Source organism: bacterium, from assembly GCA_024224155.1.
GTDB lineage: Bacteria > Acidobacteriota > Thermoanaerobaculia > Multivoradales > JAHEKO01 > CALZIK01.
The window spans coordinates 107,308-121,841 of sequence record JAAENP010000364.1; the positions used below are offsets into that span (position 1 = coordinate 107,308).

At 63.0% G+C, this 14,534-nt stretch carries 15 protein-coding genes; 6 read left to right on the forward strand and 9 right to left on the reverse strand.

What is annotated here, in order from left to right:
- Positions 1-75 precede the first annotated feature (75 nt).
- Positions 76-3,078, forward strand: coding sequence for a hypothetical protein (locus tag GY769_18580; protein MCP4203928.1), 3,003 nt, complete (start codon positions 76-78; stop codon positions 3,076-3,078).
- 80 nt (positions 3,079-3,158) lie between these two features.
- Here GY769_18580 and GY769_18585 read toward each other — a convergent pair whose 3' ends face one another.
- The 4 genes from GY769_18585 to GY769_18600 all read right to left on the reverse strand — a co-directional run bounded on the left by GY769_18585 (position 3,159) and on the right by GY769_18600 (position 7,435).
- On the reverse strand, positions 3,159-4,469 hold the full coding sequence (locus tag GY769_18585; protein ID MCP4203929.1) for a hypothetical protein: 1,311 nt from the start codon (positions 4,467-4,469) through the stop codon (positions 3,159-3,161).
- A gap of 108 nt (positions 4,470-4,577) precedes the next feature.
- Positions 4,578-5,861: a DUF4071 domain-containing protein gene (locus GY769_18590; GenBank protein MCP4203930.1), complete on the reverse strand. Its 1,284-nt coding sequence runs from the start codon at positions 5,859-5,861 to the stop codon at positions 4,578-4,580.
- Between the two features lie 42 nt (positions 5,862-5,903).
- A complete protein-coding gene (locus GY769_18595) occupies positions 5,904-7,061 on the reverse strand; it encodes a patatin (protein ID MCP4203931.1) in 1,158 nt (385 codons plus the stop codon).
- Positions 7,062-7,216: 155 nt separating this feature from the next.
- A complete protein-coding gene (locus tag GY769_18600; protein ID MCP4203932.1) occupies positions 7,217-7,435 on the reverse strand; it encodes a hypothetical protein in 219 nt (72 codons plus the stop codon).
- A 131-nt stretch (positions 7,436-7,566) separates the two neighbouring features.
- Between GY769_18600 and GY769_18605 the strand changes: the two genes are divergently transcribed.
- Positions 7,567-8,403, forward strand: coding sequence for a hypothetical protein (locus GY769_18605; GenBank protein MCP4203933.1), 837 nt, complete (start codon positions 7,567-7,569; stop codon positions 8,401-8,403).
- 64 nt (positions 8,404-8,467) lie between these two features.
- Here the strand turns inward: GY769_18605 and GY769_18610 are convergent, their stop codons facing one another.
- From GY769_18610 to GY769_18625, 4 genes are all read right to left on the reverse strand, one after another.
- Positions 8,468-8,992: a hypothetical protein gene (locus tag GY769_18610; protein ID MCP4203934.1), complete on the reverse strand. Its 525-nt coding sequence runs from the start codon at positions 8,990-8,992 to the stop codon at positions 8,468-8,470.
- 250 nt (positions 8,993-9,242) lie between these two features.
- Positions 9,243-10,373, reverse strand: coding sequence for a tetratricopeptide repeat protein (locus tag GY769_18615; protein MCP4203935.1), 1,131 nt, complete (start codon positions 10,371-10,373; stop codon positions 9,243-9,245).
- Positions 10,370-11,197, reverse strand: coding sequence for a DUF4062 domain-containing protein (locus GY769_18620; GenBank protein MCP4203936.1), 828 nt, complete (start codon positions 11,195-11,197; stop codon positions 10,370-10,372). Before GY769_18620 ends, GY769_18615 begins: the two co-directional genes overlap by 4 nt.
- A gap of 50 nt (positions 11,198-11,247) precedes the next feature.
- Complete coding sequence (locus GY769_18625; GenBank protein MCP4203937.1) at positions 11,248-11,655, reverse strand: hypothetical protein; 408 nt, start codon at positions 11,653-11,655, stop codon at positions 11,248-11,250.
- Between the two features lie 158 nt (positions 11,656-11,813).
- On the opposite strand from GY769_18625, the gene GY769_18630 reads away from it, so the two are divergent.
- The 3 genes from GY769_18630 to GY769_18640 all read left to right on the forward strand — a co-directional run bounded on the left by GY769_18630 (position 11,814) and on the right by GY769_18640 (position 12,663).
- Positions 11,814-12,023, forward strand: coding sequence for a cytoplasmic protein (locus GY769_18630; GenBank protein ID MCP4203938.1), 210 nt, complete (start codon positions 11,814-11,816; stop codon positions 12,021-12,023).
- Between the two features lie 80 nt (positions 12,024-12,103).
- Positions 12,104-12,445 (forward strand): hypothetical protein, encoded by a 342-nt coding sequence (locus GY769_18635; protein MCP4203939.1) that lies wholly within the window; start codon positions 12,104-12,106, stop codon positions 12,443-12,445.
- A 35-nt stretch (positions 12,446-12,480) separates the two neighbouring features.
- Complete coding sequence (locus GY769_18640) at positions 12,481-12,663, forward strand: fibronectin type III domain-containing protein (protein MCP4203940.1); 183 nt, start codon at positions 12,481-12,483, stop codon at positions 12,661-12,663.
- Here GY769_18640 and GY769_18645 read toward each other — a convergent pair.
- The gene (locus tag GY769_18645) at positions 12,647-13,660 is read right to left on the reverse strand and encodes a radical SAM protein (protein MCP4203941.1); all 1,014 of its coding nucleotides are present in this window, start codon (positions 13,658-13,660) and stop codon (positions 12,647-12,649) included. The genes GY769_18640 and GY769_18645 overlap by 17 nt on opposite strands.
- Positions 13,661-13,725: 65 nt before the next feature.
- Between GY769_18645 and GY769_18650 the strand changes: the two genes are divergently transcribed.
- Positions 13,726-14,505 carry an alpha/beta fold hydrolase gene (locus tag GY769_18650; GenBank protein ID MCP4203942.1) on the forward strand — a complete coding sequence of 260 codons (780 nt, stop codon included), beginning with the start codon at positions 13,726-13,728 and terminating at the stop codon, positions 14,503-14,505.
- Positions 14,506-14,534 lie beyond the last annotated feature (29 nt).

Below are 14,534 nucleotides of genomic sequence, written 5' to 3' on the forward strand. Positions count from 1 at the left end.
CGGGGGATTTGGATGGCAGGGGCAAATATGTTAAGAATTAGCTAAAGACCACAATCATCCACAGGGAGGAGCACCATGGCGCGACTGCCCACGTCCAACGCTCTCGGGATTCTCGGTAATTCCAAACTCGGCGCGCTCTACGAGAAGGTCGAAGCGCTCGACCGCAACGTCGGCACGCAGGCCTTCGAGCTCGAGATCTCGGGTTTTGAGAAGGCGGGCTCGGTGTCGGTCTTCGACGAAGTGGTCGACGTGACCGGCAACGTGAGTCTGGAGCCGGTGTTGAAGATCCACGCCTCGAGCCAGAAGCTGAGCGACCTCTTCGGCAGCGGCGCCGAGTTCAAGGCGCCCACCGGCTCGAGCTTCGCCGACTTCGGACTTACGATCGGCGCGAACGTCGGGGCCGAGGGGACGGCGTCGACCGGAGCCCTGAAGATCTCCGCCAAGGGCTCGGTCGAGACCGGGATCGACTACCGGCACCTGCTGCCGGTCAAGACAAACACCAAGCGGCTGACGGCGTTCAACAACCTGCTCAAGACGACGCGCCCGCCGCAGCTCGTAGATCTCAGCAAGAACGTGAACAAAGGGGGTTTGGCCGACGGCGAGATCCACCGGCTGGACGCCACCCTGAACCTCGATTTCGGCCTGGACGCAGAGTTCGGCCACAGCTTCGCGCTAGACACGTCGATCGAGCTCTTCGACGGCCTGCCGTCGGCGAAGGTCACGGCCAGCGGCGAGATGGCGATCAAGGCCGCCTTGGGGCTGTCGCTGCACGAGCGCATGCTCCTGGCCATCGGCCGGTCGGATCGATGGGCGCGGGTGCGGCTTCAGCGCGAGCGCGAGCGGCGAATCGGCTTCAGCGCCATGATGGCGCTCCAGGCCGAGTATGACTTCGGCGGCGGCCTGGCAACGGTGCTCGAGCAGGCGCTGGGCCAATCGCCGATTCCGCGGCTGATCGACTCGCTGCGCGAAGTCGACGCCGTGGCCGCCGGTGACTGGGAGACCATCAAGACGAGCCTGACCGGGGATGTGGCCGACGCTGTGGGCGAGTTCGTCAATGACACACACTGGAAGGAGTGGCTGGCGGGCTCGAACAAGGTGAAGGGCCTACTGGAGGCCAGCCGGGAGATCGTCGAGTTCTACGACAAGGAGGTCGAGCCCTTCGGGGCGAAGCTCGAGAGCTTCTGGGATCAGCTGCTCGGCAAGGCCGACCTGTCACCGGGCTCCAAGATCCGGACGGCTCTGAGCCGGCTCACCGGCCTCGACGATCCGGACCTGGAGATCGGCGACCTGGTCGATCTTTCGAGTGAGGCCGCCGAGGCGGTCGACCTGATCGAGACCCTGAGCGGCAAGAGCCTCGAGGAGCTCCTCTTGTCCTCGGACTCCGGCATTCGAAAGACCCTGGCCGATGTGGCCGGGCTCGCCAAGAAGGCCGAAGAGCTCTTCGACCTGGACAACAAGGTGATTGAGAAGATTCGGGCCTTCACCGAGCGCACCGGGATCGCCGGCACCATCGACAAACTGCGCCAGGTGCAGACCAAGGAAGAGCTCGAAGCGGCCATCAGCGCTCGCCTGCGGAAGCTGATCGAGCGCCTGGCGGGCGAGGCTTGGGACAAGATCAGCGCGGCGGACCTGAAGAAGATCCAGAGCTGGGCGCAGAAGATCAAGAACCTCCTCGACGACGCCGAGGGGCTTCAGGCCGAGATCCTGCAGAAGATCCGAGAGATCCGCGGCGAGATTGGGTTTTCGCTGGGTCTGGAGATCTCGCGTGTTTCGACGAGCACGGCGCTCATCGACGTGGACATCGACCTGGAAACGGAGAAGAAGTTCCGCAACAAGGTGGAGCAGAGGCTCAAGGGCGCCGAGGTGCGCAAGCTGCTTGACACCCTGGCCGAGCGGGTGAACGAGGAGAAGGCCGGGGCGCTGCCGTTCCGGCTGCGCGAATGCGCGTTCACCTCGCGCCGTGTGCGCACCAGCTCGATGTCGTTCGTCTTCAAGTTCCTCGGCCCGCTGGGCAAACTCCTCGGAAACCAAAAGGGCGTCAGCCGCCGAGTCGAGGAGGCGAACCTCCGGGTCCGCCAGGACGGCAAGAAGCTGTTCAGGTCGGCGACCTACAACGGCGGTTTTCAGCGCACCGAGATCTGGAACAAGACGACCAGCGAATCGGCCCTCTGGCTCGAGATTGAGGCGGCGGACACAACGAAAAGCATGCCGAGCCTGGAAGCGCCTTTCGAGAAAGAAACCTCCCGCACACTGCGCGCGACCTATTCGCGCGAGGACAACGAGACCACGGCCTCGGAGCTCGCGGCCCTCAAGCCCCGGCTCGAGAGCCTAGGCTTCGTCGGCGGTTCCGGTCTGGCCGACGTGCCCGCGCTCGCCCAGACGCGCCTGGCCTTCGACATTCGGCTGCCGGGCGCGGCGCTGAGCGAATTCTGCGCCGGCGTCGCCAGCGAATCGAGCTGGAATCGGAGCTACTTGGGTGCTTCTAGAAGCTGGTTCCACGATCAGCTGGTCGACAAGCGCTTCAAGGACTTGAACCTCGGCGACGTCTTGGCAACGGTCGTCAAGACAAACAAGTTCCTCGACAACTGGACGAAAGACATCAATGCCTTTGGCAAAGCGCTCAAGGGAGAGTGGGACATCCCCGTAGCTGGGCAGCAAGTCGAGATCCAGCCCATCCTGTCAGCCGCCGGCACCAATCAGCCGAGATTTGCTCCCAACTTCGATCCGATTCTCCAGGTCTACCGGAGGCGCAAAGGCTTTAAGGCTGTCGGCAAGCTGCGGCTGGCCCTCGGTACCGGCCCCACTCCCACACCGGCTGCCTATCGCGAGGCAACTCGCGCCAGCGCGAACGGCTGGCGAAAGGCCACGGCCTGCTCGGTCGAGTGGCCGACGCCGACCTTCGGCATGTGGCTCTTGATGACCCGGCTGGCGGAGTCCGACACGAGGCAGCTGCTGCGCCAGGCGACCGGGGTGGCCACGCTGCGCTGGAAGCAGTCCGACGACTGGAAGGGTCCCGTGACATGGCGCCTCGAGGAGGGCAAGGGAGTCACGCCTCCCGGGACTCTGGTGATCGGATAGGAGGGCGGAAACTTCCCCGTTTACCTAGGCAGCGCGCATCCCTTCCCGGACGGCGTCCCAGGCGAGATTGAGCGTTCGAGCTACCGTTCCGATTTCGTGAACGCCGAAACGAGATCGTCCTCCGTCAAACCCAGGTCCGGCACGGTTCCTGTCGTGGCCGGAGCTGTCACGGCAGCGGGCGTACCGGCGACCGTGCCGGCTCCAGCGGTCGTCGCCGCGCCGGCCTGTCCGGTTGTCGTGGAGGGCGTTCCGAGAGTTGCCGCGGCAGCCGGCGGGCTCGGCGTTGTCGCGGCCGTTGGCTGCGCTTGTGCGACTTGGCCGGACCGTTCCTGGCGAGCCGCCGTGCTGTCCGGCAGCTTGATGCCCGGTACGAAACTGGCTATGAACCGGAACGTCTTGAACCAGAATGGCGCACCAAGACCAATCAATCCGCCGCTCACGAGAACGGAGAACAGCCACCCATAGCCGGCTCGCGACGAAAACACGCGGGCACGGGCGTTATAGAGAGTCTTGTTGCCTATCGTCAGCAAAGGGCCAACTAAAGGCCACGTACTTTCCCACGAGGTGCTGCCCAACTCCTCGCAGCGCGGATCGATCAGTTCCGCTGTGCCGTTCGTCGATCGAGCCTCGCAGTACGGGAAGTACTCGAAGCCAATCGGCAGCCCAAGCGCCCGGAGATTCTCCGATTCCTCCTTGATGTCCTGCAGAACCTGCTTGTACTCGTTCTTGGCCTTCTCGGCCTCATCCGGATTGGCCGCGTTCGCAATTCTTGCCTGGTACGCCGTCTCCAGCTGGTTCACATCGACGCTGGCGATGACTTGCTCAGCCAACGTCTCGTCCTCTGCCAAAGCGCCGTAGAGCCTGAACGCATCGATGTTCAAGCCGACAGCCAGAATGAAGGCGACGATGACCGAAAGAGTCGTGGCTCGCCGCCGAAAGTAATTGCTGGCGGCCTCTCCATAGCGCTCGAACTCGTACGAGAACTTCCCGATCAGGTCCTTGACCACGTCATCCGCTTCGCCTTTGAGTTTCCTGCCCGCTTCGGTCTGAGCGAACTGCTCCACGAACTGGCGCGTGGTCAACTCCTGAAACGAAGAATCGAACAGATTCTTGAGCAGAGGTAACTTAGCGAGCCGACCCTTCTTGCTGACGTCGAACGCAGGGTTCTTCATGAGATCCTGGACGAACTGGTCTGCCGTCGCACCGACTTGCACGCCGGCATTCGCCAATCGCGGTTCGACAGCATCCTTGTACAGCTGGGTCAACAGCTGCTCGAAGTCGCTGGCTCTCTTGCGCATTAGCTTGTGCAGGCCTTCGACCACAACCGTGGCGAGCGTCGTCAACACGATCATGATCGCCGAAAACGCGAGCAATGCCGTCAGAAAACTCATCGTTTCCTCCTTCTCGAGATTCGAATCACAACATTTCGTTCACTTGCCCTACGACCGAGATGAGCGCCGCTGTTGGTCGCCTCCCGGGTGGGAGATCCTCGCATGGCCTCAAGTGCCTGCCTCACCCAAGTGACCGAAGGCTTGAGCCACCAGCGAATACTCGTCATCCGAGGGTCCGAGGTGCTCGAGAAGCAGCCTCGCCTGACCCCATGTGCTCGCATGCGAACCCATCTCTTGCGCGGCCATGCTCACGGCGTCGCGGTAGAGGCGTCCAGCTGCCTGGTAGTTACCCTTGATGAGCTGGGCCTCCGCTACAGTCGCGGTCATCCAATAGTCGCCGTCCTTCTTTTCCGTACCTACAATTCGCTCGACCTTCTCCGCATAGTCGTTCCCGGCATCGAGCTCATCCAGAAACACACTCTTCGCGGCGGCGTTGATGCCGGTGTAGTAGTCATTCGGAGCATTCTCGAAGGCCTGTGCGTAGAGGTCCCGGGAGCGGCGCAGGTGGTTCTGGTCCGAGCTCTTCTTGTAGCTGTCCATCCAGGTCCGCGCCAGAATGCCGAGAGTCTCGGGATCCTGCTCTCCCAGCTCGCGGAGCTCCTCGAGCTCGAGCTGCGCTTGTTGCCAGTTCCCGGAGCGGGCAAGTGCCAAGCCCTTCAGTTGCTGAACGCGCAGGCTCTTGGGAAAGCGCGCCTTCAAGACCTCCAGGCTCTTGAGTGCCTGCTCATAGGCGCCGAGCTTGACCAGACCTTCTACTATTCCGCAGCCCAGCGCGGCCGTCGTTTCCCAGGCCAACCCACCGGAGTCCGCCAACTCCAGAAGACGATCGCGAGAGCCCGCAGCCACCGCAGCCTTGATTCTCGCCTCCGAGCGCCGAGCTTCCTGGTCCACCTCAGCGGCGAGCCTGACGGCAGCTGCCGGCAAAGGCTCACCGTGCAGGCCGTAGAGAAGGCGTAGGAGCCCCGCTCCCTGTGGCCCGCCCATCAGATCGGAGAAGTCGATCCAGATCTTCTGACTCGCGAACACCGGCAGGTCAGCGCGGTCGAGTTTGGCAACTACATAGCGAAAGCCGTCACCGCTGCTCTCCCGGGCCTCGAAGGTCCGATACTCCTTCTTGCACCAATCCGAGTCGGCGGCGTCCGTTGACCAGATCAAAACGCCCGAAGCGCTATGCTCGAGATTCTCTTCGAGTGCTGCGATCAGGTTCTGATCCGCCGAAAGAACGTACTGGTCCAGAAAGACCTCGTACTCGAGGCTCCGCAGCACATCGTAGAGCTGCAGCACCCAGGCGCGATTGACCGATCGATAACTCAGGAACACATGCCACTGCTGGCCCTCTTCGAGCTCTGGCGGCTTGGGTGCGTGTTCTAACCACTTTTTCAAGGAACTCATGTCTTGCTCCTTCTCGATCGAGTCATGGCCATCGCGGCCGACTCATGGCCGTTGCCTCTCAGGAAGGTCGAAGCCGCGAGGAAAGTCCTGCGGTTCGATCTGCTGGGCCGCCGCCTTATTGCCGATCTCCTCTAGCGGTGCGAGATTCCTGGGATTGGCCATGTCCGGAAGGCTGCGCTCCTCGGCTTCGGTGATGTCTATTCCCAGATCCTCTTTGAGCCACTTCCGATCGAACCAGACGTTGTAGCGCTGGTAAGTCACCAGCGGTTGCCCGGTCAAGAGGTCCGCGGACAGGTCGCCTACCTCGGAGTCAATCTTCCAGGGGGTCCGGCTCTCGGACAACCACTGCAGCAGAGTCTGGTCCAGCCAATCGCAATCCGCCCGAAGAGCCGAAAGCGACGTAATGCCATCATAGAGGGCGAGCTTGGTCTTGATCGTCGATGGGTTCAAGTTCGGGTTGTCCATCCCGGTCCCCACTGACGTCAGCAGGATCCTGTCGGCGCCCAGCTCCCAATTCAAACGGAACCCCTCTAGCGTTGCCATCAACAACAGCTGGAGTGCGGGGTTATTGTGTGGAGTGACCCCGCCGTCTACGAACCTCCCCTCCACGCCGCGAGCAATTCGCAGCTTCTCCGGACGGAAGAACGTCGGCGCAGCGGTGCTGGCCCTGACCACCTGAGCGAGGTTGTACTTGGAGTTGGGCTCGCGCGAGGAGGAGCCCGAGCTGAAGTACTTGCCTCTCGGGTTATTGTGGATCACCCAGGGACTACCCGTATCCCAGCGTTTGGTCATGATCATCAGGCCGGTCGTCAGCCTCGAATCACCGAGCTCGAAGTCGAAATGCTCATCCAGGTAACGCCGTAGGGGTCCGGCTCTGAACTTGGCGAAGACCAGGCCCTTGCGCCACCATTTCTTCCGAAAGATGTCTCTACCGAAATCCCGGTAAAGATCCTGGAGTGTTTCCACCGCATAGCCCTTCGCGAGACCGGCTGCGATGATCGCGCCGGTCGAGGTCCCGCCGATGAGATCGTAGTAGTCGCTCAGCAGGAGGTCCGCGTTTTGGTGACGCTCGCGAAGCTGCTCTTCCAGGAGCTTCAGATACGAAAGTGTCAGCATTCCACGAATGCCACCACCATCCAGGGCGAGGATCCGTTTGGGACCCTCTCCAAAGAGATGCTCGTCACGAGATCGCCTCGGCATACTCAACCTCCTTTGTCTGCGGAATCTTCTGTTTCCGGATGACCCGGGTACAAAGACCGGCCATTTCCCACTCCGTACGAAGGTCCAAGGAGCTTCGCAAGCTTCTGTGTAAGAATACCATAGGCTCGAAGCACCCCCGTAGCGATGTGAGACTCCTACTTCAAGACCGTCTTCAGCCGCTTGGCAAGCTCGGGAGCGAGCTCGGACACCGCCCCGATCTTGTAGGAAAGCGTGGGCCAGGTCTGAACGTCGAATGGGAGATCGTCGACGCTGATACTGGTCAGCTGAATGATCGGCTTGTTGAGCGCGTGCGCGTAGCCCAGCTTGACGCCGGCTTTCTTGAGCCGGCTCACGGCTAACGAGATGGCGCCCATGGCTCCTCCTTGGCGACTAAAGAAAGGCTATCCAAATAATAGCGGATAGTCGCACTCCCATTTGCGGCCGCCAACGTCCATGTGTTAAGAACCGGCGTAATTTAGAACCTTTCCTCTTGGAGGTATCGACCATGGGCAAGAAACACTCTCAGCTGCTGGCTCTCATCGTCGGACTTGCGGCCCTCTCTTTCGGAGCCGTCGAGCTTGCGGCCGACAATCAGAATCACACTGTGGTGCGGAGCGAGCTCTCCTGTCCGGACTCGGTCAAGGCCAGGAGGTTCCTGAACGAGGTGAACGGCGACGGCACCTACACCCTGGTCGGCGGCTCGAGCTCCGGCGGCAACATGGCCAGGTGTGGCTGTCAGGCGAGTAACCAGGGCGACCCGCGGAAGGGCGTCAAGGTCAACTTCGACCGCAGCCTGCTCGATGTGGACGGCAACGAGTTTCCGGCCGGCGGCGCGAGCGGCAAGACCAACAGATTCGGCTGGTTTGCCACAGACTTCCCGCTCCCACCGGGCATTCCCGGAGCGATCGTCAACAGGATCGGCCTGGGCGGCGGAAAGGCCATGAACGGCCTCGACTGCTACTGCTCCGCGGGCACGGTCCCTCCGTGCACTCCAAACAACACGACGCTTTGCCTGGTGGACGGACGCTTCAAGGTCGAGGCTTTTTTCGAAGATCCCTTCGACGACAGCACCCGGCCGTTGATCGTCGACGTCGCCAGGCGCAACGAAGGCACCCTCGTCTTCTCTCCGCTCAACAACAACGAGCTCCTGGTCCGGCTTCTCGACGTGTGCCGCGACCCCAACTTCAACAGCTTCTGGGTCTTCGCCGCCGCGCAAACCGACGTCGGGTTCGACCTCACCGTCACCGACACCGAGACCGGAGTCTCGAAGGTCTACGAGAATCCGCTGGGCAATGCCTTCCAGCCCATCCAGGACACCCAGGCTTTCAGTACCTGTCCCTGACGGCGCCCTGTCCCCGACGGATGCCGGGCCGAGGCGGCGCCTGCTCACCTCGGTCGTGTCGGATTTAGTCAGCCGGCCGGAAGATCCCGGTGCTGTCCTCTCCGAGCCGTGGCCGGCGCCTCGCGGCGTGGCGCCGCGCTTCCGACCTGGCTCGGTGCCGCCTGATCGAGAGCTTGAGCTCGTGGACTCGGGCCAGACACCAGATCGGCAGCCGGTAGCGGAACCCGAGCGCCCGGCGTAGCTTCAGAAGCCCCGGGTGGGCGGCATCGACGGCCAGCCCTTCGACCAGCGCGTGCAGCGCGCCGCGGCGGTTCTTGAGCAGGAGATAGGTCTGAGCCAGGTTCAAATAGTTGGTGGGCTCGGCCGGCTGGATCGTGACCGCGTGGGTGCACCACTCATGTCCCTCGTGCATCCGGCCTTCACAGCGCGCCATCGCGAGCCCGAGGTGGGAATAGAAAACCCCGGGCTGCCGGCCGCAGGCTCCTTCCTCGTGCTTGAGCAGTCTCAAGTGGCGGAGTCCTTCTTCCCAGTTTCCGTCAGAACAGGCGCGAATGCCGAGATCGAGGGTCTTGTCGCAATCCAGTTGCACAGAGCCTCCCAAGATAGGGTCGAGTCGCTTGTCTCCCGCTCAGACTAGGCGGGCCGTTCCAGTCGGTACTGTGAAATATGTCACATCCGCGGGTAGATGGCACCTCTCCGCCCTCAAAACCCCTCGAGCACGAGCCCGATCACCCCCACCGCGCCCAGCCAGGGCAGCACGGCTCCGCAGGCCGACCAGCCCAGAAACGGGGCGGCCTTGCGCGCACACACGAGCGGGCTCGCGGACCGGCGGCCGGCTACTACTTGGCCCGTGACCGAAAGATGCGCTGGTAGCGGGGATCGCGCCGCGCGCGGCTTTCCCAGGCGGGCTCGATCTCGAAGGCGGTCTTGAACTCGTCCATGGCGCGATCGCGGTCACCGAGCTCCCAGAGAGTGAGGCCCAGGTAGTAGTGCCCCTCGGCGTAGTCGGGATGCTTGTCCACCGAACGCATGAGAATCTCCGCCGCCATTTTGTGCTGGCCGTCGAGATAGTAGGCGTTGCCCAGCCGGCCCATGAGCTCGGGGCTCTCCGGGTTGATCGAAAGCGCCTTTCCATAGGCCAGGATCGCCTCCGGATAGTTGCGGTCCCGAGCGGCTTGCTGCGCTTGCGCAATCAGGTCCGCTTCCTCGCCGCCTCGGGTGCTGGTCTCTCGCGACCTGCGAATCTGGTAGCTCCAGATCGGCTTGTAGTCCGGCTCGGCGCGCGCCCGCTCCTCGTAGCCCGGGTCCAGCTTGAACGCCCGCTCGAAGGCCTCGACCGCGCGGTCTCGCTGATCGATCTTCCAGTAGGCGAAGCCCAGGTTGAAAAACGCCTCGGCGAACTCCGGATCGATCCGGGTCGCCTGGCGCAGCGTTTCCACGGCCTCTTCGAACTGGCCGTTCTTGTAGTAAGCGTAGCCCGCGTTGTTGAGGGCCGCCGAGTTGTCGGGGTCGAGCGCGAGCGCCCTTTTGAGGGTGTCGATGGCCTGCGGGTAGTCTTCCTGCCTGACGGCGTCGAGCCCCTGGGCTACGAACTGAGCTTCCTGCCTTTCTTCGGCGGAGAGCTTCTTCTCGAAATGCTCGAAGAGCGCTTGTTGATCGGCGATCTCTTTCTCGAGCCCGGCACGCATCTCTTGCAGGCCCTGGATGTCGGCGAGCATCCCCTCCCGGCGCCTGCCGACCTCGCGCAGCTCGACTTCGGCTTTCTCGAGCTTGGCCACGACTCTCTTCTGCTCGTTCCGAGCTCCGGACACACCCACCCAGGCGCTGCCTACGACCAGTAGCCCGACGACGATGGGCGCCATGGTCAGCCACAATGTCTGCTTTCGCGCTTGCGCCTGCTCGCGCTGAAAGCGAGCCGAGATCTGGTCGAGCTGGTTTTCTTGCTCGTGCTCGTGGCGCTCGCCCGTCATGCGAACGACTCCCCTCTGAGCTGGCGCTCGAGGAATGCCTTCACCGCACGGACCACATCGGAGGCCGGAGGCTCCTGCCGCAAGCCTTCTTCGTAGCCGTCGAGGAGTGCCTTTTTCCGGCGAGTATGGAGCATCGTGTTGGTCGGGAACACGGTGGCGGTACCGACCAGCAGTCCACCCAGGCCGACGAAGAGAAGCTTCATCGCCACTCCGGCGATCCCGACCGCCACGGCGATGCCGATTAGAACGACGCAGGCTGTGCGGTAGATCTTGATTTGGGAATCCAGCTCACCAGTCATCTTCGACAGGCACTTCAGATAGAAGCGCTGGGTCGAGGGATCCGGCGCCTCGTCGGACTCGCCGGCCGAGTCCTCAGCCGCGACGTTGGCGACCGACACGCTGACGGCGGCCGCCAACTCCTCCGCCGTCGAGAAAAACTGGACGATGTGACTCGTCTGAAGCTCGCCGCGCAGCGCCTCGATGGCGGTCCTATCGCGGTCGATAAGAGTGGGCGACCACGGCGCGTCGTCGTTCAGAAGGAAGATCAACGTCTCCTTGCCGGCATCGAGGGCCTCGCGATACTCGAGCTCGGTAATGGCCCTTGTCTCTTCCGGCGGTACGTAGCCGTAGCGCCAGGCAAAAATGCCAACGTAGATGCCGCACTCGCGAACATCAGCCAGGCACTTCTCCGTTGGCTGCCTGCCGGTCGCGGTGTAGTCCTCCATCGAGATCACGTCATGCCCCATCTGCCTGAGGACCCGGTAGACCGCCTGCCGGTGCTCGGCAAGGTCCTCGTAGGTCGATGAGAGGTAGATCTTGGCCATGATGGAGACCGCTCTACAGCCTGTTGATCATCTTCTTTCGGGAAATGTTATCACCGTGGGCCTTCCTGTTTGGAGGCCGGCTCGTACATCTCTTCGAACTTCGCCGCGCTGACCGCGTAACCATCCTTTCGGTCGCGGTCGTTATAGACCAGATAGTCCCCGACTTCGTAGTGCGTGGCTCCTTCTTTGGTCTCGATGACGCCCGCTTCCTCGACCGCCTCCGCCCAGACCGGTGTCAACTTCACGTAGACGCCGGCGCCGGCCGGGCGATACGTCGCCTCGAAGGTCTCGCCATCGATAGTGTAGACGTCGCCCTGGTTGTTCACGAGCCAGTCTCCACGCTTGCAGAACTGGGTATCGCCCCACTTTCGGTAGCTGAATCCCTTGGTGTCGAGATCGACCTGAACGGCGGTGACGGCCGTCCCGGCCTTCTTCCGGAATCTTCTCAGCTCGCCCATTAGAAGGAGAATACTCCCGATCCGCGGTTTCCTAATATTATTGGCGGGCCCAGAGGAGCCAACCACGCCGAAACTCGACCTCCGACCGCTCAAGGACGACGGCTTCAAGAGCTACGACATGATCCTCGAGAACCTCTAGGACAGAGAAACACGACCGGATGAATCGCAGACAGGCTCACTACGACGAGTTCGAAGCTTCCGAGCTCTTTTGCTCGAAGTGCCGGCAGGCCCAGCCGGTGCGCAAGCGCCTGCTCCTGGTTCTGCCTCAGGGCAACAAGTACGACTACGTCTGCAGTGTCTGCGGCGATTCGGTCGGATCCAAGATGGACGACGACCGAGACGCGTTCTCGGTCCTGAGGCCGAAGTAGGGCCGGAGTCGGGACCGGAAAACCGAGGCCGGTCCGGGTACGTAGACCTCTACGTAACCTCAACGAGAGGAGGCCTTTTCGTGCCGAGACAAAACGCGCCCAGAGCGCGAGCTTTCCGGACCCTGGCGCTGACGCTGACCGCGTTCCTGGCGGCCGTTGTGGCCGCGCGAGCGGAAGTCACGACCTATGCCCTGCCGGGCGGCTCGAACCTGGCGGGCGGAATCAGCGTCGACGCCGAGGGCAACGTCTACTCGGCGGCCTTCGGCGGCACCCAGCTGTTCAAGATCGCTCCCGACGGTGAGATCACCGTGTTCGCGACCGGCCTCAACACGCCCTCGGGCAACGCCTTCGACAATCAGGGCAACCTCTTCCAGTCCAACTACGGACAGCAGGTCCCTGCAAGCGCGGCAAGGCCAAGCTGACCTGGAAGCACAATTCCTTTAATCGCGAAGGCTTCGTGATCGAGCTTTCCTCCTCGACCATACCTTTCGAGGAGATCGGGCGCGTGGCGGCGACGGCCAAGAAGGCCATCATTCGCGACCTCGTGCCCGGAGAGACCTATCGCGTGCGCATCCGCGCCTTCAACGGCGTGCGATCGTCGAAGGCTTCGAAGAAGGCGAAGTTCACCGCCAAGAATTGAGGTCCTCCGGCTCTGTACGGTCCTGTGAGCTGACGCTGCAGGAGCCGCCGCCCAGGACGCAGAACCGGGCGCAATGCGAATGATTGAGGCGCACCGGCCCGAGGGCCTCGGCCAGCGAGCCACCGAGCTCGAACCTGGAATCGTAGGGCAACAGCGTGCACGACACTACGGCCGGCGAAGTCGCCCCGCGCCGCCGGACGACCATCCGGCTTCTCGCGCACATCATGTCGGACGGCCTGACGCCCAAAACGCGCCAGCAGTCGACGGTGATCTCGGGCGCGTCCAGAGCTGCGTCCATCTCCGGAAACAGCACGAGCTGGCTCGGATCGGTCGCGTTCAGCGGCAGATTCTCGGTCGCAAACAGACCCGCATAGCCCTCCCGGGCCACCGGCTCCGTCTCCCCCCAGCAAGTGCGGCCGGCCACCGAAAGGCGGAAGCCTTCGTCGGCGAGCCAACGAATCCCGCGAACCGTCGAGCTCCAGGAGCCGGGTCCGCGCTCCTGCTCGTGAAGCTCGGGCGTGTAGTGATCGAGGCTGACCCTCAGATGCAGCCGTCTGCCGTGCCTCCGGCTAAGGCGTTGCAGGCTCTTTTGAACCGCCGGCCTCATCATCGGCCGCATGGCGTTGGTCAGCACCAGGGCCTCGAAGCCGCGATCCAGCGTGTCCTCGAGCATCGCCGGGAAGTCCGGATTGACGAACGGCTCGCCACCGGTGAAGCCGATCTCGCGCGTCCCCAGCTGCAAGTCGGCGATCTCATCCAGAAAGCGCGCGACCTCCCGGGCGGTGAGATTGGAGAGCCGGTCGTTCACCGGGCTCGAGTCGATGTAGCAACGACGGCACTCGATGTTGCACAGCGTGCCGGTGTTGAACCACAGGGTCTCGAGGCGCTCGAAGTCCACCCACGCTCTCTCCGAGCCGTCGGCGGTAACGTCGGAGTACTGGAACTTGTCGGAATCCAGGAGCTGCCTCAGGCGCGGACTGTCGGACTGCTCGCACATCCGTAGGGCGAGAAAATACCATGCTCTCGTGCCGTAACATCCTGCCGATCGTGAGGAGACCCACCATGGAGCCACAGAAACGGACTGTTCTCATCGCTGCTCTTTTCGTCCCGATCGTCTTTGCTGTCGCCGCCCCTTCGCAGGCGGCGGATGAAGTGACCTGGACCGCTGCCGACGGCATGACTCTGTACGGGAATGTCTATTCGGTCGAAGCCGGAAAAGCCGCCCCGCTGGTCCTGCTCTTTCACCAAGCCGGTGGCGATGCCCGGGGCGAGTACGCCAACATCATTCCGCGGCTGCTCGAGGCCGGATACAACGTTTTCGCCATCGATCAGCGTTCGGGCGGGAGCCGATTCGACGGTGTCAATCGCACGGTTGCCGCCCTCGACGGCCGGGACTACGGCTACTGCGACACCTATCCCGATCTCGAGGCCGCCCTCGACCAGGCCAAGAAGCTCGGCTTCACCGGCCCGCGCGTCGCTTGGGGGAGCAGCTACAGCGCCGCCCTGGTTCTCCGTCTGGGCGCGGAGCACGCCCAAGATCTCGCCGGCGTCCTCGCCTTCTCCCCGGCCTCCGGCGGGCCCATGGCCTCGTGCAAGGCGGAGCCGTTCATCCCGAAGCTCACCCTCCCCGCCCTCGCCCTGCGTCCCGCCTCCGAGATGGAGCGGGACAGCGTGCGGCAACAGTTCCGCTTGTTCGAGGAGCACGGGATTCAGACCTTTGTCGCGCTGAACGGTGTGCACGGCTCCTCGATGCTGGACGCCGACCGCGTCGGCGACGATGTGACGCCGACCTGGAATGTCGTTATGGAGTTCCTGGCCGAAGCCGTGTCGGCTGCGAACTGATCTACGCGAACCCCTCAAAGCGAGCGCTT